The following is an 18,541-nucleotide window of genomic DNA, read 5'->3' as shown; positions in this document are numbered from 1 at the left end:
TTAGGGCATCCCCTTGGGAGGAAAGAAACGTGACCCGTGATCCTGCTTTAACGCTCGAACGGGTGAAGGATGGGGCATCGTGCTGGATGAGCTGGTTGTTGATGCGAACGGACTGAAGCGCTGAAGGCAACTACCGCTGTAAAAGCCGGGACAGCGTTCGCGCCGCCCGGCAATGCGCTTAAGCCAGTCGCGGATAGCCATCCGCGATTTCACTTCCCGTGAACTGCGCAATCCATCCTTCCGGGTTATCGAAAATGCGGATCGCGGTGAAGTTGGGTTCGGAACCCATATCAAACCAGTGCGGCGTGCCGGCGGGTACGGAGATGAGGTCATTTTTCTCGCACAGCACCTGGTACACCTGGTCTTCGATGTGCAGACAAAACAGCCCGGCACCCTCGACAAAGAAACGCACTTCATCTTCGCCGTGAGTATGTTCGTTGAGAAACTTCGCGCGCAGCGCCTCTTTCTGCGGGTTATCCGCGCGCAGGCTGATGACATCCCAGCTCTGATAGCCTTTCTCCGCCACCAGTTTATCGATCGCGTGCTGATACGCATTAATCACCGTTTCCGGTGCGGGATCGCGGCCTAAATCGCGGTCGGCTTCCCAGCGTTCAAAACGCACGCCGCGGGCGTTGAGCTTTTCAGCGATATCACGGGCATCGGTGCTGTGCCACAGTGGGGCGCGGGTATCGGTGTCGGAATAAATGGTCAAAGCGCTCATGAAGGGATCTGCTCCGGATTAATCTCGTCGAATTGGTGTACCTGATGGTGGTGGCTCGCGCCATCGTCATCACCGCGAATCAACTGCAGGGTACGAAAACCTGCCTGCTCAGCGGCGTCCAGCTCCTGGTGAATGTCCGAGAGGAACAGGATTTGCGACGGGGCGGCGCCGATCTGCGCGGCGATGGTGGTGTAGGACTGCACATCACGCTTCGCGCCCACGTGGGTATCGAAATAACCGCTGAACAGATGAGTAATATCACCTTCGTCGCTGTAGCCAAATAACAGTTTCTGCGCTGCGACAGAGCCAGAGGAATAAACATAGAGATCAATGCCTTGCGCTTTCCATTTTTCCAGCGCAGGCAAAACGTCCGGGTAGAGATGGCCCGTGAAATCGCCGTTGACGTATCCGTCCTGCCAGATAATCCCTTGCAGGGCCTTCAGGGCGGTGGATTTCCTGTCTTCATCCATAAACGTAAACAGGGTGTCGATAAGCTCGCTGATGCTGGCGTGGGGGCTGGCAATTTCATCACGCAGATTGTCCAGAATGGATTTCACCGGTTCGGCGTACTGCTGGGCGGTGACAAACGCCGCCAGCCGCTCGCGCGCATAGGGGAATAGCACATTGTGGACAAAACGAATATCGCTGGTGGTCCCTTCAATATCCGTCACAATCGCGCGAATCATAATCTCTCCAGTTGTCGTAAACGCATTTCGCATTCAAATAAGAATTCAAGGCCTTCAAGGTGACGGCGGGCTTCGGCCACATCGCGTCCCCAGCAGGTTAAGCCATGACCGCGCAGAAGAAAACCATAATTAAGTGGGGTTTCCTGTGCGTAATGGGCGATTCGCGAGGCGAGGGCGTCAATATCCTGGTCGTTGTCGAACACCGGAATAACGAGGGTATCCAGATGGGTGGTCTGCCCGCTGAGGGATTTTTGCATCTCAAAACCGCTGATGCGCAGCTCAGCCGTTTTGGTCAGGCGCGACAGCACGGTGGCATTGACCGTATGCACGTGCAGCACCGCGTTGGCCTGTGGAAACAGGCGATAAATCAGCGTGTGCAGGCCCGTTTCCGCCGACGGTTTTCGCCCGGCCGGCGCGCGGTTGGTGGCGATCTCCACTTGCAGGAAATCATCCGTTGTCAGGCTGCCCTTGTCTTTGCCGGATTCGCTCAGCCAGCACAGCGTGTCGTCCTGTCGCACGGACATGTTCCCGCCCGTCGCGGGGGCCCAGCCTTTGGCGCCAATCCAGCGGCAGGCGTCGACGAGTTGTGTGAGTTGCAGGTGCTCTGTCATTTTCCTTTACCCTCTCGGCAGGAATAATTATATGATTTAGACGTCTAAGCGTCTTGATTGCCAAAGACTAACATCGTGTTATAGTGGCAGCAACATAAGTATTACATGCAGGCACGACACAATGAGCGATAACCCGTTGATTCCGCAAAGCAAACTTCCTAATCTCGGTACCACCATCTTTACGCAGATGAGCGCGCTGGCCCAGGCCCATAACGCCATCAACCTTTCGCAGGGATTCCCTGACTTTGACGGCCCGACCTATCTGCAGGAGCGCCTGGCGCACCACGTGGCGCAAGGGGCCAATCAGTATGCGCCGATGACGGGCGCGCAGCCGCTGCGGGAAGCGATTGCCGATAAAACGGCTGAACTGTATGGCTACAAGCCGGACGCCAACAGTGAAGTGACGGTGACGGCGGGGGCGACAGAGGCGCTGTATGCGGCGATTACCGCGCTGGTGCGTACCGGTGATGAGGTGATTTGCTTCGATCCGAGCTACGACAGCTACGCGCCAGCCATTGAACTCTCCGGCGGCGTGGTCAAACGTGTTGCGCTTCAGCCGCCGCATTTTCGCCCCGACTGGCAGGCTTTCGCCGCGCTGCTGAGTGAGAAAACCCGTCTGGTAATCCTTAATACGCCGCACAACCCGTCGGCGACCGTCTGGCGCAAAGCGGATTTCGCGGCGCTGTGGCAGGCGATTGCTGAACGTGAAATCTATGTGCTGAGCGACGAAGTCTACGAGCACATCTGTTTTGCAGACGAGGGGCACGCCAGCGTGCTCACCCATCCGCAGCTTCGCGAACGCGCCATCGCGGTGTCATCGTTTGGTAAAACCTATCACATGACCGGCTGGAAAGTGGGCTATTGCGTCGCACCTGCGGCGATCAGCGCCGAGTTGCGTAAGGTGCATCAGTATCTGACGTTTGCCGTAAACACCCCTGCGCAGCTGGCGCTGGCGGATATGCTGCGCGCCGAACCGGAGCACTATCGTGAATTACCGGCGTTTTATCGCGCGCGACGGGATCGGTTTGTGAATGCGCTGAGCAACAGCCGGCTGGAAATTCTGCCGTGCGAAGGGACTTACTTCCTGCTGGCGGATTACAGCGCGATTTCCGATCTGGACGACGTCAGTTTTTGCCAGTGGCTGACCAAAGAGGCGGGCGTCGCCGCGATACCGCTGTCGGTATTTTGCGCCGACCCCTTCCCGCATAAACTGATTCGTCTCTGTTTTGCGAAGCAGGAATCGACGCTGTTAGCGGCGGCCGAGCGCCTGAACGCGCTGTGATTATTTAACGGTCCAGGCGTCTGAATAACGACGGTCTGCAAACAATTCCAGCAGGCCGTTGATCTGTTTCAGGCGCAGCACTTCGTCGCTGTCCATCCCAAGCTCCAGCCCGATTTTCTCATTGTCCCAGCCGAGCAATACCAGTTCCCGGACAATCTCCGACATTGAGTGGATTTGATGGCGCCCGCGCGCACGGTTGTGACGAATGGTGGCGGCCATCCGGTCGAACTTGTCCTGCCGTTCTTTACGCAGGCAGGTGACGGGCAGATAGCCTTTCAACTGCCGTTTTAACGCCGCCCGCTGGCTGCCAAGCTCACGCCGATGGAATCCGTCCACGATCTCGTAATTGTGCGGGCCGTTTTCAGTGACCAGGATCGGCTGCGTAAACCCATCCAGCTCCAGCGATTTGCTGAGCAGGCGTTTTTCGGGCGGGGCCACGGTATTGGGGTTGTAGTCGTTAGCGCTGATCTCTTCTTGTTTAATCCACAGTACGCAGTCGACGGGCTGTTCGTGAAAGGGGCTGAACTGGTGAATCGCCTGACGAAACGCGTTGATGGCCTCTATTTTCTTCTCTTCAGAAAGCGATTGCAGATAGTGCTCCATATCGTTAATTAATCGTTGTTGCATAAAATTCCCCACTGCTGGCGTTTGGTTTTCATTCGGTCACTGTAGCGTTGGTAATGCTTAGGTTTATTTGGGCTAAATGATAACGCCCGACACCAATAATCATTATTAAGAAGCACCTTACAAATTCGCCGCCAGGAGGGAATGTCTTTTGAGCCAATATCCGCGTCCTGAGTGTCCGGTATATTTTCCATGCCCTGTTTTTGATACCAGTGCAAATAGACGGCGATTTTGTTGCGATAATGTTCCGCCGTGGCGACAGGCATACTGTCGAGTAATAACAGGGCATATTCCTGCCAGCAAAGATGATCGGGTTTGAGAATTTTACGATGGCCGTAAAAATGGTTGTCATGACCCGCGTAAATGCCTCCGCTTCGCACCCCGCTGACCCGCTCGCACATCGCCGCCCAGCGCTCCGGCTCCAGCACATGGTAGAGCCATAAGCCCTGGCGCTGCTCCGGGCCAAAGGGTTCGCAAATGCGCATATAGCGAAGGGGGACGCCCGCCTGGTACATCAGGTTGTACAGGGGGTTATAGCTGCAGCCGGTTTTGGCAAACCAGGTCCAGATATCGGCGGTTTTCCAGTCGTAGATGGGATACATGTACCAGGCGTGGCCGCCGGGGGCGAAGGTGGTCCAGGGTTTGTCGTCCGCGAACCGCTGTTTGCGCGCGCTGGCGATACTCAGAAAGCGGTTATAGGACTCGTCGGCGCGAATGCCGATCAGCACCGCGGCAGGGCGTTTTTGCGCATACCAGTCGGAAAAGGCTCTGACGAACGATTCGAAGGTCATCCCTTGCTGATAGAAATCGAAATAGTGGGGATCGGTAATCGCGTCTTCCGGCGGCTGGCGGACCCAGTCGGTGCCCGGCTCCCAGCACTGCCACTCAGGCTGAAATTGTGACAGGGAGTTTTGCGTGGTGAGGGGCAGTGCCACCCAGTAAAAGTGATCGATGACGTCGGAATAGTGCGCCCGCATGTTCTCGACATGTTCGATGGTGTAAGTAAATTGCGCCTCCCAGTCGATAAACAGAACGCTAATTTTCCGCTTCTGTTTACGCGCCCGCTGCGCCGTAAGATGCAACATAATGGTGGAATCTTTTCCACCGGAAAAAGAGACGCAGACTTTTGATAAGTTTTCGAGCGTCCAGTCGATTCTCTCTATTGCGGCGTCGAGAACATTCAGTTTAAGAGGATATTTATAGATGGACATAATCAATCTCTTTATGACTTTTTTTGCCATATCATTACTTCGTCGGGAATGACGTGGTGATAATAAAGCAATTCCCCTGCATGTAAAAAGAAAGTTGTCCTTAAATAAAATTTGATTGGATAGTGCCCTGGTGTTTTGTGATAGCACTCGGTTTTATGCTGATTGAAATATTATGTTTCACAATATGCTTTAAATAAAATACATCCATGAAAATATTTCTGACTATTAATAATAATTGGGCTGCATGAATTGCGGTGTGTTAATAATTATTTTGTATTTTTTAATGGGTAAATTTAGCATCAAGCGCAATTTTATTCCTCGCAAGAATAGAGGGGAGAAGGGCCGTCAACATCGTTATTCGGAAAAACCTATCACAGCCATAGACAGGAATGACCCGGTCGTGGATTGCTCAATGCCTGCGCGGGTGGTGTAATCGATACCGCTGTTACGACCTGACTCAGGTTCTGTAGAGCGCAACGCAACGCCAGCTCCGGCTGGCACTGAAGGTACCTACGGGGAATTCAGGTATCAGGGCCGCCCGTTGGGGCGGCCTTTTTACTTTTGGGCTACCCAACACCATTCACAACGTTGTCGGTTCGGGTTGTAAGGTATGACTGATTGATTTGATACGGCAAACGCATTAGCCCCATCAGTCAAAGTTCGTTACCTTACATCTCAACGAAAACACGGAGGAAGTACAGATGTCTTTGATTAACACTAAAATTAAACCTTTCAAAAACCAGGCGTTCAAAAACGGTGAATTCGTCGAAGTGACCGAGAAAGATACCGAAGGTCGCTGGAGCGTGTTCTTCTTCTATCCGGCAGATTTCACCTTCGTTTGCCCGACCGAACTGGGCGACGTAGCGGATCATTACGACGAACTGCAGAAACTGGGCGTGGACGTTTACTCTGTTTCTACCGACACCCACTTCACTCACAAAGCATGGCATGGCAGCTCTGAAACCATCGCGAAAATCAAATACGCGATGATCGGCGACCCGACTGGCGCCCTGACCCGTAACTTCGACAACATGCGTGAAGATGAAGGCCTGGCTGACCGCGCCACCTTCGTCGTTGACCCGCAGGGCATTATCCAGGCTATCGAAGTTACCGCTGAAGGTATCGGCCGTGATGCATCTGACCTGCTGCGTAAAATCAAAGCAGCACAGTACGTGGCGTCTCACCCAGGTGAAGTGTGCCCGGCTAAATGGAAAGAAGGCGAAGCGACGCTGGCTCCATCTCTGGACCTGGTTGGCAAAATCTAAGATTTCCCTCTTTTTCACGCTCAGGCGCGAAATCCATAGGAAATTGACGACGATTGGCGGGTGCATTGTGGCACCCGCTTTTTTGAAATTTTTACGTTATCTCATGTAAGTCGCATCGCGGCGGCGCTAAGCGAATCCCAGGAATAAGTGACCGGGGCGCGAAGGCCGCCAGCTAAGAGGCGGTTTACATGAGGAAACGTAAAGCAGGAGATTAACGATGCTCGACACCAACATGAAAACCCAGCTCAAGGCCTACCTTGAGAAACTGACCAAACCTGTTGAGCTGATTGCCACGCTGGATGACGGCGCTAAATCGGCAGAAATCAAGGAACTGCTGGCGGAAATCGCCGAACTGTCACCAAAAGTGACCTTTAAAGAAGATAACAGCCTCGCGGTACGCAAGCCGTCATTCCTGATTACTAACCCAGGTTCTGACAAGGGGCCGCGCTTTGCCGGTTCTCCGCTGGGGCACGAATTTACCTCCCTGGTACTGGCGCTGCTGTGGACCGGTGGACATCCGTCGAAAGAGGCACAGTCTCTGCTGGAGCAAATCAGCAACATCGACGGCGATTTTGAATTTGAAACCTATTACTCGCTCTCGTGCCATAACTGCCCGGACGTAGTACAGGCGCTGAACCTGATGGCAGTGCTTAACCCACGCATCAAACATACGGCCATCGACGGCGGCGTATTCCAGAACGAAATCACCGATCGCAACGTGATGGGGGTTCCGGCGGTATTCGTTAATGGTCAGGAGTTCGGCCAGGGGCGTATGACGCTGACGGAAATCGTCGCCAAAATTGATACTGGTGCCGAAAAACGTGCGGCGGAAGAGCTGAATAAACGCGATGTTTACGACGTGCTGATTGTCGGTTCCGGCCCGGCGGGTGCGGCGGCGGCGGTGTATTCTGCCCGTAAAGGCATTCGTACCGGCCTGATGGGTGAGCGTTTCGGTGGCCAGGTGCTCGACACCGTCGACATCGAAAACTACATCTCGGTCCCGAAAACCGAAGGTCAAAAGCTGGCGGGTGCCCTGAAAGCGCACGTTAGCGATTATGAAGTGGATGTGATTGATAGCCAAAGTGCCAGCAAACTGGTTCCGGCAGCGCAGGAAGGTGGCTTACACCAGATTGAAACGGCTTCCGGCGCGGTGCTGAAAGCGCGCAGCGTGATCATCGCCACCGGCGCGAAATGGCGCAACATGAACGTCCCTGGCGAAGATCAGTATCGCACCAAAGGCGTGACCTACTGCCCGCACTGCGACGGCCCGCTGTTTAAAGGTAAACGCGTGGCGGTGATTGGCGGCGGTAACTCCGGCGTTGAAGCGGCTATCGATCTGGCGGGTATTGTGGAACACGTTACCCTGCTGGAATTTGCCCCGGAAATGAAAGCCGATCAGGTGCTGCAGGATAAAGTGCGCAGCCTGAAGAACGTCGATATCGTGCTGAACGCGCAGACGACGGAAGTGAAAGGCGATGGCAGCAAAGTGACGGGCCTCGAGTATCGCGACCGCGTCAGCGGCGATGTGCACAGCGTGCCGCTGTCAGGGATTTTCGTCCAGATTGGTCTGTTGCCAAACACCACCTGGCTGGAAGGCTCCGTTGAGCGTAACCGTATGGGCGAAATCATCATCGACGCCAAGTGTGAAACCAGCGTGAAGGGTGTCTTTGCGGCAGGCGACTGCACGACGGTGCCGTACAAACAGATTATCATCGCCACCGGCGAAGGGGCGAAAGCGTCATTAAGCTCGTTTGATTATCTGATTCGCACCAAAACAGCATAATAAAAGAAAGTAAGGCACCACCTGCATCAGACAAAACCCCGCGCAAGCGGGGTTTTTCTTTTGGGCGTTAGCGAACGACCATCACCGGAATATGGGTGTGGCGAATCACGCTTGAGGCATTCGAGCCGAGCAGGTGGGTGCTGATGGACGGATTACGCGAGCCGATCACCACCACATCGGCTTTCAGTTCGTTCGCCATTTCATTGACCGCATCGCGAACGCTGCCGAAACGCACGTGGGTTTTAATCCGTGACGGATCGAGGGTGAAATGGCCGACCATGGTTTGCAGCCGCGCTTCGGCTTCGTGCTGAAGATGCTCTTCAAAGCGGCGAACATCGGCTGCAAAGCGGTGCAGGCTCAGGCTGGCCGAACCGGGCAGGACGTGCAAGAGGTGAATCACGCCATCCTGCTGCGCCAGAAACTCAGCATGGCGGACGGCTTTGTCGCTCAGTTCCATTTCGAAAACATCAACCGGCATAATAATTGTCTGGTACATACCCGTTTCTCCTTGTTTATAAACGCTCGATTCATTCAATCACAAAATAATATGGTTTTCTGATATCTGTCAGACACTTTTCATATCGTGGCGTTATTTGACGTTTCTTTGCGGAGTTGAGGCGGGGGTAAGGCTACCAGTGACGCTCAAGATATAGCACGGCCGTGACGATAATCGCCAGTAAAATTAAATAGATAAGAGAAATGACTTCTATCTCATCCATAGAAGACCCTGGGCCGTTGAAACGGATTAAGCCTGGATGAAGATAATTTTGGCTTCTATAGGAAATAAAGGTGATTTTACGGAAAGAGGATGCGGGTGCATCCTCTGGGAAACGCGGTTATGCGCTATTCAGATGAGATTAACGAAGGTAATCGCCGGCCGCTTCTGGCTGGTAGAGCAGTTCCAGCACTTCCAGATGCGCGGAGGCGCCGCCCGGTAACTCCCAGTGAATGGTGTCGCCGGTACGCAGGCCCAGCAGCGCGGCGCCGACGGGGGCGAGAACGGAAAGTTGCGTGCTGCTGTCGGTCATCTGCGCAGGATAGACCAGGGTGCGCGTGCGCTCATCGCCGGTGGTCAGATCGCGGAATTTTACCTGGCTGTTCATCGTCACGACGTCATGCGGCATGGTTTCCGGGGTACACATCTGTGCCCGGTCCAGCTCCGCGTTCAGGGCGTCGGCAACCGGCAGTGAAGCAAACTCTGGTTTTTCCAGAAGGCGGTCGATACGTTCTGCGTCGAGTTCATTAATGATAATTGTGGGTCTGGACATTTATTACTCCATGTCGTTAATGCTGCGTGTACCGCAGAAACCAATCCAAAAGAAAACCCTCGCCGTCTGGCAGCGAGGGTTTTATCTGTTCTGATGATACTGGCTGTGCACGCAACTTTGAAGTGATCAATGTCACATTCGTTGCGCAGATGAATTTTATGATCGGAATGATTTCATCGAGGCTGCTGTACCGGGCCAAATCCCGCGGCATAATGAGGTTCTGACTACTCACCGGAGAGCGTAATGTACTTTTATCAGCCTTCGCAGGGACATGGTTTACCGCACGATCCTCTGAACGCCATTATTGGCCCTCGGCCCATCGGCTGGATTGCCTCACAGAATGCCTCGGGGCAAACCAATCTCGCACCCTACAGTTTCTTTAATTGTTTTAATTATCGTCCGCCCATTATTGGGTTTGCCAGCAGCGGCTGGAAGGACAGCGTGCGAAATATCGTCGAGACAAAAGAGTTTGTCTGGAACCTTGCCACACGTGAGCTCGCAGAGGCGATGAACGAAACTTCGGCCAGTCTTCCTCACGGAGAAGACGAATTTGCCTTTTCCGGGCTGACAAAAGCCGATAGCGCGCTGGTCAAGGTGCCGCGCGTGGCGGAAAGTCCGGTGAACTTTGAGTGCAGGCTGTCGCAATGTATTCAGTTGACCGGCGCAGATGGAACGGCGATCGATAGCTGGCTGGTACTGGGGGAAGTTGTCGGGATCCATATCGCCGAGTCGCTGCTGGAAGAGGGCATCTTCCAGACCGCGAAGGCCAACCCGATTCTGCGAGCGGGAGGCCCAACGGCTTACTATTCGATAAGCGAAGACCACCGCCTGGATCTGGTGCGCCCGGATGCGCGCAGGGGATAGTATGTCTGAACGCCCCTTGCCCGCCGACCAGCAGTTTTTTGCCGACCTGTTGAGCGGTTTGGTACTCAATCCGCAGCAGTTGGGCCGCGTCTGGTTCGCGCATCGACCTGCCACGCTGCCTGCGGGCAGTGTGAGTATTGAGTGGCCACGGCTGGAGGTGGTGCTGCGTGGTGAATACGAGAACCGGCTTATCGCGGAGCAAAAGCTGATTGGGCAGGGGGAGATGCTGTTTCTTCCCGCCCGTGCCGTGACGATGTCGACGTTTGAAAAGCCGGTCATGCTGCTGAGTATTGTCTTTGCCCCTTCCTGGCTCGGTCTGGCGTTTCACGACTCCCGTAGCGGGCAGACCGGGTATCCGCAGCGAAAAATAGAGTTGTCGCATCCGGAGCGGGGTGAGCGCACGGCGATGCTGATGGCGCTGACTCATCTGAGCGCCTCGCCGCAGGACCAGGCCATTATTCAGCCCCTGACGCTGAGCGTATTGCACTGGTGCCGGAAGGTGGTGTCCACGAGGCCAGAGGCGGGTTTATCGCGCGGGGATTTTCTCTATCAGAGCATCTGCAACTGGGTACAGGAAAATTATGCCGGGCCGGTAGCGCGTGAGAGCGTCGCCGCGCTGTTTACCATCACCCCTAATCATCTCTCCCGCCTGTTTTCGCAGCATGGAACCATGAGTTTTGTCGATTATGTGCGCTGGGTGCGGATGGCAAAAGCGCGTACGATTTTACAAAAGTACCACCTGCCCGTGGGCGAGGTGGCGAAACGCTGCGGCTACCCCGACAGCGACTATTTTTGTCGACTGTTCCGGCGCCAGTTTGGCCTGACGCCGGGTGAGTACCGCGCACGTTTTCAGTAGCGGTCAGAAGCTGAGTTCAGCATTGAGCAAATCGAGGATCTGCTGAGGGGTATTTGCCGCAAACAAAGACTCGCGGAATGCTTTGTTCACCAGTTTTCGCGCCAGTTGAGAGAACACTTTTACATGGTTTATCCCTTCCTGCGCGCCGAGCGTCAGCATAATCACCAGCTCAACGTCGCCCATATCTGACTCCCAGTCGATGGGCTTTTGCAGGCGTGCGATGCTAATGCTGGAGTGGCGTATCCACTGGGATTTGGTATGCGGAATGGCCACGCCGAAGCCCACGGCGGTGGTCACAATTTCTTCGCGCTGCCAGAGATCTTCTTCCAGCTCCAGCGGATTCTCCATGCGCCCTTGAATAGCCAAATTGCCGCACAGAAACTGCAGAACCTGCTCCTTTGACGCGAGCGGTTCGTTCACCACGATATTCTCAAGCGCCAGCAGCGGGCGGGCCGGCTCTTGCGGTGTAAATTCGGCGAGCAGCGTCTCTATCTCCTCGGCGCTGCGGCATTCGCAGGCACTGTCGGCCAGCGCCTGGCAGGCACCGCTCTCAAGCTGGCGTAGCTGCGCTTTTACCGGCGGAATGCGTGGGCCGCTCATACTGAACTCATCAATCCCCAGCCCCAAAAGCAGTGGAAGATAGCGGCGTTCTCCGGCGAGTTCTCCGCAAATTCCCACCCATTTTCCGTGGCGGTGGGCGGTGGTAACGATCTGGCGCACCATGCGTAAAAATGAAGGCGTGATCGGATTATAGAGCGGCGACACGCGCGGGTTGTTGCGATCCACCGCGTAGAGATACTGGGTCATATCATTCGACCCGATGCTGAAAAAATCCACCTCATCGCAGAAGTGATCGATGATATAGCAGACCGAAGGCACCTCGACCATAATGCCCAGCGGCAGGTTGTGTGTATGGCGTAGCCCTTGTGCTTTCAGGGCTTCCTGCACGTTTCGCAACTCCTGTTTCACCCATAAAATCTGATCGAGGCTGTGCACCATGGGGATCATCAGCAGGGCGTTACCGCTCGCACCGGCCCGCAAAATGGCGCGCAGCTGCGTACGAAAAAGGTCGACAAACTCAGGGTAAATACGCACCGCGCGGTAGCCGAGAAATGGGTTCTCCTCTGGCGGAATATTGAGCCAGGGGATCTGCTTATCCCCGCCGATATCCATGGTGCGGAAGATGACCGGCTTGCCTTCGGCAGACAATAGCACCTGCTGGTAGGCTTCAAACTGCTCCTGCTCGTCCGGGGCGGCGTCGCGATCCATATACAGCATTTCTGTGCGAAACAGTCCTACGCCCTGCGCGCCATTGGCAAATGCGCCGGGTGCCTCCAGCGCACTGCCGATATTGGCGGCGATCGCCACCGGGACATTATCCCGCGTCACTGCGGGAAGCCCGGCGTCTTTGATCTGCTGATGATGACGTTTGTCGGCGAGGCGCTGCGCCACGCTGTAGTACTGGCTGACGGCCTCGTCAGGGGCTACCACCAGCACGCTGCACACGCCGTCCAGAATCACCTCTTTGCCGATATCCGCAGCCAGCGATGCCACCGTGATCCCGCTCATCACCGGCACTGATGCCGCTCGCGCCAGAATCAGGGTGTGCGAGGTGCGCCCGGTTTTCTCCAGGATCATCCCTTTAAGCTGGCGGGTGTCGAGGCTTAAAAACTGGCTGGGCGTGAGGTCTTCTGCCGCCAGAATGGTCGGCGTCTCGAGGGTAAAGGAGGTTGTTTGCTGAAGCTCAGGCCAGGTAATACTCAGCAGTTGTTCGCTGATGTCGCGGATATCGCTGACCCGCTCGCGAAGATAGTCACTGGCGGAAAGCGAGAGTTTGTCGCAGATCTGCTCCATATTGCGAATGATGGCATTCGCCAGGCTCAGGCGTTCTTCGACAATCAGACGACGGATATTCGCACCAAACTCGTCATCCTGAATAAGTGACAGATGGGCACTGATGATGGTTTTACTCTCGCCGTCAAGCCCGCGCAGGCGCTGGTTGAGCTGTTCAGCGAGGGTCGCCAGGCTGTGCTCCAGCCGCGTGATATCTTCCGGGCTTGCCGGACGCTGGCGGTAGCGCTCGAGGTTATCGCTTTGCAAGCGGCGAAGCGTGCCCGAGCCAATGCCGCTGGCAAGCGTAATGGCCTCGCGTAAATGGGGATTGAGCCGCACCAGCGAGCGGGGTAGGGGATGCGCGATATGAGGCGCATCGCCCGACGGGATGCTGTCGCTATCGATAAACGCGACATTGAGGTAATGCTCCAGCACGCGTCTGGCCTGCTCTTCGTCGCTACCGTTGATTTCAAGCACACAGCTGTCGTTAAAGAGCGTACCGGTACTGATAAGCGCAAGCGAGCTTTTGGCATCCGCGTGGGTGTTCAGGCGCTTGTTGATAAAGCGGATGTCGCTGCGCCATGCGCTGCACTGCTCTTTCAGCGCCCAGGCCGGGCGAGCGTGCAGGCCGTTTGGCAACGGACAACAAAATTCAATCGATAACATGTTTACCTCCGTTCAACGTGAGATCAGCATCTGAAGTCCGTCAGATGATCCACGGTCTCACGATTCAGACGAGCCAGCAGGGCAACCAGCAGCTGGTGGGTATGGTCAATATCCTGGATGTCAGCAATGGATGCGGCACAATGACCGTGCCGGGTGGGCGGCCCGAGTACCACCGCCGGGACGCCGGTTCCGCAAAGATGGATTGCGCCTGCGTCGGTGCCGCCGTTGCTGAACATATCTTTTTGCAGCGCGATGCCCTGAGCCAGAGCCACCTCCTCAACGAAAGCGGTGAGCTTCGGCGGGGCAATGTGTGATTTGTCATACAGCACCAGCATGGGTCCGGCCCCCGTCTGACGGTGATTTGCAGAGCTGTAGTCGAAGTTTTTGGACCAGCAGGCGGTGTCAAGCACCAGGGCGAGGTCAGGATTCACGACCCTGCTTGCCGTCTGCCCGCCGCGCAGCCCGACCTCCTCGCTTGAGCTGGCAACCAGCCACAGCTCACAGTCCAGCGGTATAGCGTGCAGTTCACGCAAAAGGGTAATCAGCAGATAGCAGCCGAGACGGTCGTCAAACGCTTTGCCCATCACCCGGCCGTGAGGAAGGGGCTGAAAAAGGGTGTCGAAAGTCACCCGATCGCCCGCATCAATGCCTGCCGTCAGCACCTCGTCGGCGCAGGTCGCCCCGATATCAACGCGCAAATTCTCTACCGTCTCGCCTTTCGTCTCGCCGTCCAGTAATCCGGGGATTTTCCGCCCGTCGCGCGTAGTGATTCTGACAGGCTGCAGAGTGCGGGCCATCATGCGGACATTGCCGACAGGCAACACCTCGATGGCCCCCTCTTTTGTCACGGAGCGCACGATAAAACCGACTTCATCCATATGGGCGCACACCATCACCTTCGGCCCGTCGCTGCGGTTGACGCGAATGAGCACCGAGCCTAGCCCGTCAAACCGGACCTCTTTCGCGTAACGTTGCGCTTCAGCCAGCAGGATATCGCGCACCTCTTGTTCAGAGGCGGCGATGGCATCGGCCTCACTCAGTTTGCGCAGAAGTTCTGTGTCCATTAACGTTCCCCTGTTGTCAGTAGCGTTTTGTCCATGGTGTAGAGAACCTCAGCGCCAGTGGGCGTCACCAGTACCACATCTTCAATCCGCACCCCGCCCAGGCCGTCAAGGTAGATCCCCGGCTCAACGGTCAGCAGCATACCGGGCTGAAGCAGGGTCGTGTCGGTGGGAGAGAATCTCGGATTCTCATGCACATCGATACCAACCGCGTGCCCGGTATTATGACCAAACTGCGGGCCGTACCCTGCGCGTTCGATAATCGTTCTGGCTGCAGTATCAACCTGGTGACAGGCGACGCCGGGGCGAATGGTGGCGATGGCGGCGAGCTGTGCCTCAAGCACCGTCTGATACACGCAATAGAGAGGATGGTCCTCAGGCTTCTGGCCGTGTCCGGCGACAAGGAATGTCCTCGTCATGTCCGAACAATATCCCTGGTGTTGGGCGCCAAAATCGAGAGTGACCATCTCTCCTGCGTTTATCACTTTGTCGGAGGCCTTACCATGCGGCAGCGCGCCGCGCGTTCCGCTGGCGACGATGGTATCGAAGGAGGGTTTATCTGCCCCCTGTTGCTTCATAAACCATTCCAGTTCCGCTGCCACCTCGCGCTCGCGCATGCCGGGCTGAATCACGCGACGAATATGCTGCGCCGCGCTATCGGCAATCCGGCAGGCCGCGCGAATCGAGGCGATCTCCTCAGCGGTTTTGATCTGCCGTAAGACGTCGAGGGAGATACTGCAAAGCTTCGCATCCAGCGTATTGCGCCAGTGGGTTCCGGTCTGCCAGCTGACCTGTTCGCCTTCAAAACCCAGTGTGGCGATCCCTTCGCGGGCAATCAGCCGGTTCACTACCCTGGTGAGCGGGTTTTCTGCATCCAGCAGGTGCAGGTGATAGCCGCTCACACGGGAGGCGATGTCGCTGTAATAGCGAAAATCCGTCAGGATATGCGCGCTTTTATCTGTTATCAGAACAAAACCGGAACCGGTTGAAATACCCAGATGCGGCTGCTTGTTCTGGCGCGAGGAGATCAGCACGCCGTCCAGATTTTCTGCTGCAAGCCAGGCGCGCAGCCTTGTCAGTAATTCCATCTCATGACCTCGTTACAGCGTATCGACGGACAGTTTTCCGCGCTTATGCATGTTGTTACGTATCAGCACCACCAGCAGGGCGGTGATCGTCGCGCCAACCAGAATGCTGAGCATGTAGGCTCCCAGGTTGGTAACCAGCGGCCATGCCCAGATAGCGGATTCCGGGAACCACTGCACGGCACCGAGCGCCGTTGCCGTCATCGCTCCGGCAATTGCGCCCACCATATAGGCCGGTAGCGTGGCGAGCGGGTTTTCCAGCAGGAAGGGGATTGCCCCTTCGCTAATACCCATGAACGCCAGAAACATTGCCGTTTTTCCCTGCGGGTAAAGCTGCGGGCTAAACAGACGTTTGCCGGTCAGACGATGGTCGATTAACGTCGCCAGCCCTAGACCAATTGGCGGGATAACAATCGCAACGGCGCGGGAGGTGATCGGTAATACGTGATCGGTGGTTAGCCCAAGCCCGACAAATCCCGCCGCTTTGTTGATCGGCCCACCGAGATCAATGGCGGTCGCCGCCGCCATGCCGATGGCGTACATCATCGAGCCAGACTCGCCTGCGGCCAGCAACAGCGTGCGCATGCCTGCGTTCAGCCAGCCGCCAACAGGCGTAATGACGTAATACATCGCCAGCATCACAAACAGCGCGGAGAGGATCGGAATCAGAAAGGTGCTTTTAAACGCCAGCAGATACTGAGGAAGGTTAATTTTGTTATTAAGCCATTTGACCAGATAGCCCGCCGCAATAGCGATGATCAACGCGCCAATAAAGGTAGAAGGCACAGGTTTGGTGGCAAGCCAGGTGAGTTTTTCCGGGTCGAAATTTAGCACCAGCGTCGGTTGGGTGGAGACCAGCCCGCCGATAAAACCGGCCGGGAAGGCCAGCTTGCCGCCGATAGAGTTGGCGACAAAGGCAGAAAACATCGGGATCGCGAAGCTGAACAGCAGCCCGCCGAAGGATTCCGTCAGGTAACCAAACTTCAGCACCGACAGATTAAAACCTGTGAAGTGGCCGGAGTTCAGCGCATCCAGAATGCCGGTGTCCGGCGGGATCTCCAGCCAGACATAGGCGATAAGCTGAGAAATGGCGAGGATCACCCCACCCATGATCAGCGTAGGTACCATGCGGGAAATTCCCGACATAATGTGCTGTGGAAGTTCTTTCCAGAAGGTATTGCCCGTTGCGGCGGGCGCGGGGGTGAGTGCGAGGGTATCGCCTTCGTGACCGTCCGACCGAACCGCACTGCGTTTTTTAATTGCCATAACCAGGACCCCTGAAGTGGAGGATTATTGTTGTTCTGCAGCAATCATTTCTTCGATTTCTTTCAGGGTTCCCGCCGCGTTTTTAATGGCGTCCTGAAGGGTAATTTCGTACACGTCCCGCGTTTCAAAGCGTTCGTTGTCTTCCGGGGTGATCGCGATGGCATGAATAATAATGTCCGCCCCGGCGATATCCTGTGGCGTTAAGCGGTTCTGGATGCCATCCGCCCCCTGGGTTTCAATTTTGACTTCGTAGCCAGCTTCTACCGCGGCCTCTTCCAGCGCCTGAGCCGCCATAAAGGTATGTGCCAGACCCATCGGGCAGGCGCACAACGCAATCAGTTTTTTAGCCATGTGAACATTCTCCTGTAGATGACACCGCGATTATGGCGGGGAGGTTTCAGGGTTGTTTACCGGATAAATAATGCATTAGCTGGAGAGATGAGGCGTGAGATCAGAAGTGTGACGCTTATCGTCCTATAAGGGAAAAGGATGAAACGCCGGGGGCGGGTGCCCCCGGCAGAGGATCAGTAGCCGACTTTATCAATGACAAACTGCTTGCCGCAGTTGCCAGGGTGCGGCTGGGGCGCAAACGACGCCGATGAGAGCGGCGCGTTGATGGTCGCGGCTTTGAGTGAAAGCTGCAGTTCGGTGAGATACGCCGGGTTATTGTTGCAGGTCAGCTTGACGGCTTTAACGGATTCTTTGCCCCAGCTTTTGGCGACGGCCTCGTCAAAATCGCGGCGAAAAACCGTTTTGCCGTAGTGATCAGCAAGGAATTTCCCCAGCGCGCTGCTTTTCACCTCCTGATTCATGCGCACCATGGTGCCAAAATAGGCGTCAGGATCGAACCCAAAGCAGACGCCGTGCTTGGCGTATTCATAGCGTTCCAGACAGGACTCTCCGCCCGCGCCAGGCATTTCGCCGTTAAGTTTTGCGGCGGCTTCGAAGGAAAGCCCGGTTTCGGCAGCGGCGCATTTACGGCTGGCTCTGGCTTCTGGCATGTTGGGGACGGGGCGAGTGGCGCAGCCAAATCGCATCCAGCGGCGATCGTCCACCCCGCGCGAGGCGATAGATTTGGGCAGGCTCGGCCACAGGCCGTGAACCGTCAGAAAATCCGTTTTGGTTGTGCTCTCTTTTTGCAGGCGGCACTCGTCAGGCTCATTGCGGTTGCGGTCGTGCATGCTCTGGCAAAAACCGGTCTGCCAGGAGAGGGCAAGGACATAGCGATCAAAATCGGCATACTGTGTGGCCTGAAGCGGCGCGGCATGTGCTGAGAAGGCGCACAGGGCAAGGGCGGTTGCACTGAACCGGAGAACGATATCCTTCCTGAACATTTGAATTCCTGATGATTAAAGGGAAATTAATTCCAGGAACTTATTAAAGCACAAAAAGCGCCCGCAGGCGCTTTTTGTGCCCGGCGATGCGGGCTGAGGGTAAGGCCGGCCTGGCTAGCGTAGCG

The 18,541-nt window shown here is 55.8% G+C and carries 19 protein-coding genes; 5 read left to right on the top strand and 14 right to left on the bottom strand.

From position 1 onward, the window contains the following. Positions 1-178: 178 nt before the first annotated feature. The 3 genes from OVA10_RS18690 to OVA10_RS18680 are packed head-to-tail and all read right to left on the bottom strand — an operon-like array spanning position 179 to position 2,018. Positions 179-721 carry a 1,2-dihydroxy-3-keto-5-methylthiopentene dioxygenase gene (locus OVA10_RS18690; protein ID WP_100777253.1) on the bottom strand — a complete coding sequence of 181 codons (543 nt, stop codon included), beginning with the start codon at positions 719-721 and terminating at the stop codon, positions 179-181. Then, positions 718-1,407 carry an acireductone synthase gene (gene mtnC / locus OVA10_RS18685; RefSeq protein ID WP_102104197.1) on the bottom strand — a complete coding sequence of 230 codons (690 nt, stop codon included), beginning with the start codon at positions 1,405-1,407 and terminating at the stop codon, positions 718-720. The genes OVA10_RS18690 and mtnC overlap by 4 nt, the downstream gene beginning before the upstream one ends. After that, positions 1,404-2,018 (bottom strand): methylthioribulose 1-phosphate dehydratase, encoded by a 615-nt coding sequence (locus OVA10_RS18680; protein ID WP_123429292.1) that lies wholly within the window; start codon positions 2,016-2,018, stop codon positions 1,404-1,406. Before OVA10_RS18680 ends, mtnC begins: the two co-directional genes overlap by 4 nt. A gap of 121 nt (positions 2,019-2,139) precedes the next feature. Between OVA10_RS18680 and OVA10_RS18675 the strand changes: the two genes are divergently transcribed. After that, positions 2,140-3,300 (top strand): pyridoxal phosphate-dependent aminotransferase, encoded by a 1,161-nt coding sequence (locus OVA10_RS18675; RefSeq protein ID WP_268196590.1) that lies wholly within the window; start codon positions 2,140-2,142, stop codon positions 3,298-3,300. Here OVA10_RS18675 and OVA10_RS18670 read toward each other — a convergent pair whose 3' ends face one another. Continuing rightward, positions 3,301-3,927: an IbrB-like domain-containing protein gene (locus tag OVA10_RS18670; protein ID WP_268196589.1), complete on the bottom strand. Its 627-nt coding sequence runs from the start codon at positions 3,925-3,927 to the stop codon at positions 3,301-3,303. It abuts the gene before it with no gap. Then, positions 3,912-5,135, bottom strand: coding sequence for a phosphoadenosine phosphosulfate reductase (locus tag OVA10_RS18665; protein ID WP_102104194.1), 1,224 nt, complete (start codon positions 5,133-5,135; stop codon positions 3,912-3,914). The genes OVA10_RS18670 and OVA10_RS18665 overlap by 16 nt, the downstream gene beginning before the upstream one ends. Positions 5,136-5,836: 701 nt before the next feature. Here OVA10_RS18665 and ahpC point away from each other — a divergent pair. Together ahpC and ahpF are read left to right on the top strand one after the other, a co-directional pair. After that, the gene (gene ahpC / locus OVA10_RS18660) at positions 5,837-6,400 is read left to right on the top strand and encodes an alkyl hydroperoxide reductase subunit C (RefSeq protein ID WP_100777247.1); all 564 of its coding nucleotides are present in this window, start codon (positions 5,837-5,839) and stop codon (positions 6,398-6,400) included. Positions 6,401-6,617: 217 nt separating this feature from the next. Next, positions 6,618-8,183, top strand: a complete 1,566-nt coding sequence (gene ahpF, locus OVA10_RS18655) for an alkyl hydroperoxide reductase subunit F (RefSeq protein ID WP_100777246.1) — start codon at positions 6,618-6,620, stop codon at positions 8,181-8,183. Between the two features lie 67 nt (positions 8,184-8,250). Here the strand turns inward: ahpF and uspG are convergent, their stop codons facing one another. The 3 genes from uspG to rnk form a co-directional block, all read right to left on the bottom strand. After that, a complete protein-coding gene (gene uspG / locus OVA10_RS18650; protein WP_100777245.1) occupies positions 8,251-8,679 on the bottom strand; it encodes a universal stress protein UspG in 429 nt (142 codons plus the stop codon). 133 nt (positions 8,680-8,812) lie between these two features. Then, on the bottom strand, positions 8,813-8,902 hold the full coding sequence (gene yldA, locus OVA10_RS26065) for a small membrane protein YldA (protein ID WP_276528585.1): 90 nt from the start codon (positions 8,900-8,902) through the stop codon (positions 8,813-8,815). Positions 8,903-9,040: 138 nt separating this feature from the next. After that, entirely contained in the window at positions 9,041-9,451 is a 411-nt protein-coding gene (gene rnk / locus OVA10_RS18645) for a nucleoside diphosphate kinase regulator (RefSeq protein WP_100777244.1), read from the bottom strand. A gap of 243 nt (positions 9,452-9,694) precedes the next feature. Between rnk and OVA10_RS18640 the strand changes: the two genes are divergently transcribed. Together OVA10_RS18640 and OVA10_RS18635 are read left to right on the top strand one after the other, a co-directional pair. Next, positions 9,695-10,315, top strand: coding sequence for a flavin reductase family protein (locus OVA10_RS18640; RefSeq protein ID WP_268196588.1), 621 nt, complete (start codon positions 9,695-9,697; stop codon positions 10,313-10,315). A 1-nt stretch (position 10,316) separates the two neighbouring features. Next, positions 10,317-11,171: a helix-turn-helix transcriptional regulator gene (locus tag OVA10_RS18635; RefSeq protein ID WP_268196587.1), complete on the top strand. Its 855-nt coding sequence runs from the start codon at positions 10,317-10,319 to the stop codon at positions 11,169-11,171. A 3-nt stretch (positions 11,172-11,174) separates the two neighbouring features. On the opposite strand, the gene ptsP is transcribed toward OVA10_RS18635, so the two are convergent. The 6 genes from ptsP to rna all read right to left on the bottom strand — a co-directional run bounded on the left by ptsP (position 11,175) and on the right by rna (position 18,416). After that, positions 11,175-13,670 (bottom strand): phosphoenolpyruvate--protein phosphotransferase, encoded by a 2,496-nt coding sequence (gene ptsP, locus OVA10_RS18630; RefSeq protein WP_268196586.1) that lies wholly within the window; start codon positions 13,668-13,670, stop codon positions 11,175-11,177. Positions 13,671-13,693: 23 nt separating this feature from the next. Beyond that, positions 13,694-14,734, bottom strand: a complete 1,041-nt coding sequence (gene ypdE, locus OVA10_RS18625; RefSeq protein WP_248859819.1) for an aminopeptidase — start codon at positions 14,732-14,734, stop codon at positions 13,694-13,696. Then, on the bottom strand, positions 14,734-15,819 hold the full coding sequence (gene ypdF / locus OVA10_RS18620; RefSeq protein WP_268196585.1) for an aminopeptidase: 1,086 nt from the start codon (positions 15,817-15,819) through the stop codon (positions 14,734-14,736). Before ypdF ends, ypdE begins: the two co-directional genes overlap by 1 nt. A 12-nt stretch (positions 15,820-15,831) precedes the next feature. After that, entirely contained in the window at positions 15,832-17,082 is a 1,251-nt protein-coding gene (locus OVA10_RS18615; RefSeq protein ID WP_107704056.1) for a PTS fructose transporter subunit IIC, read from the bottom strand. A gap of 24 nt (positions 17,083-17,106) precedes the next feature. Then, entirely contained in the window at positions 17,107-17,433 is a 327-nt protein-coding gene (locus tag OVA10_RS18610) for a PTS fructose transporter subunit IIB (protein WP_102104187.1), read from the bottom strand. Between the two features lie 173 nt (positions 17,434-17,606). After that, positions 17,607-18,416 carry a ribonuclease I gene (gene rna, locus OVA10_RS18605; RefSeq protein ID WP_268196584.1) on the bottom strand — a complete coding sequence of 270 codons (810 nt, stop codon included), beginning with the start codon at positions 18,414-18,416 and terminating at the stop codon, positions 17,607-17,609. Positions 18,417-18,541: the final 125 nt, after the last annotated feature.

This window comes from Lelliottia sp. SL45, from assembly GCF_026672535.1.
In the GTDB taxonomy this organism is placed as follows: domain Bacteria; phylum Pseudomonadota; class Gammaproteobacteria; order Enterobacterales; family Enterobacteriaceae; genus Enterobacter; species Enterobacter nimipressuralis.
The sequence above is the reverse complement of the archived record's forward strand: the minus strand, read 5'-3'. Positions and strand labels throughout refer to the sequence as shown.

Bases quoted from the DNA above. Each gene is read 5' to 3' on its own strand.
- OVA10_RS18690 (WP_100777253.1), bottom strand. From the start codon at position 721: ATGAGCGCTTTGACCATTTATTCCGACACCGATACCCGCGCCCCACTG.
- mtnC (WP_102104197.1), bottom strand. From the start codon at position 1,407: ATGATTCGCGCGATTGTGACGGATATTGAAGGGACCACCAGCGATATT.
- OVA10_RS18680 (WP_123429292.1), bottom strand. From the start codon at position 2,018: ATGACAGAGCACCTGCAACTCACACAACTCGTCGACGCCTGCCGCTGG.
- OVA10_RS18675 (WP_268196590.1), top strand. From the start codon at position 2,140: ATGAGCGATAACCCGTTGATTCCGCAAAGCAAACTTCCTAATCTCGGT.
- OVA10_RS18670 (WP_268196589.1), bottom strand. From the start codon at position 3,927: ATGCAACAACGATTAATTAACGATATGGAGCACTATCTGCAATCGCTT.
- OVA10_RS18665 (WP_102104194.1), bottom strand. From the start codon at position 5,135: ATGTCCATCTATAAATATCCTCTTAAACTGAATGTTCTCGACGCCGCA.
- ahpC (WP_100777247.1), top strand. From the start codon at position 5,837: ATGTCTTTGATTAACACTAAAATTAAACCTTTCAAAAACCAGGCGTTC.
- ahpF (WP_100777246.1), top strand. From the start codon at position 6,618: ATGCTCGACACCAACATGAAAACCCAGCTCAAGGCCTACCTTGAGAAA.
- uspG (WP_100777245.1), bottom strand. From the start codon at position 8,679: ATGTACCAGACAATTATTATGCCGGTTGATGTTTTCGAAATGGAACTG.
- yldA (WP_276528585.1), bottom strand. From the start codon at position 8,902: ATGGATGAGATAGAAGTCATTTCTCTTATCTATTTAATTTTACTGGCG.
- rnk (WP_100777244.1), bottom strand. From the start codon at position 9,451: ATGTCCAGACCCACAATTATCATTAATGAACTCGACGCAGAACGTATC.
- OVA10_RS18640 (WP_268196588.1), top strand. From the start codon at position 9,695: ATGTACTTTTATCAGCCTTCGCAGGGACATGGTTTACCGCACGATCCT.
- OVA10_RS18635 (WP_268196587.1), top strand. From the start codon at position 10,317: ATGTCTGAACGCCCCTTGCCCGCCGACCAGCAGTTTTTTGCCGACCTG.
- ptsP (WP_268196586.1), bottom strand. From the start codon at position 13,670: ATGTTATCGATTGAATTTTGTTGTCCGTTGCCAAACGGCCTGCACGCT.
- ypdE (WP_248859819.1), bottom strand. From the start codon at position 14,734: ATGGACACAGAACTTCTGCGCAAACTGAGTGAGGCCGATGCCATCGCC.
- ypdF (WP_268196585.1), bottom strand. From the start codon at position 15,819: ATGGAATTACTGACAAGGCTGCGCGCCTGGCTTGCAGCAGAAAATCTG.
- OVA10_RS18615 (WP_107704056.1), bottom strand. From the start codon at position 17,082: ATGGCAATTAAAAAACGCAGTGCGGTTCGGTCGGACGGTCACGAAGGC.
- OVA10_RS18610 (WP_102104187.1), bottom strand. From the start codon at position 17,433: ATGGCTAAAAAACTGATTGCGTTGTGCGCCTGCCCGATGGGTCTGGCA.
- rna (WP_268196584.1), bottom strand. From the start codon at position 18,416: ATGTTCAGGAAGGATATCGTTCTCCGGTTCAGTGCAACCGCCCTTGCC.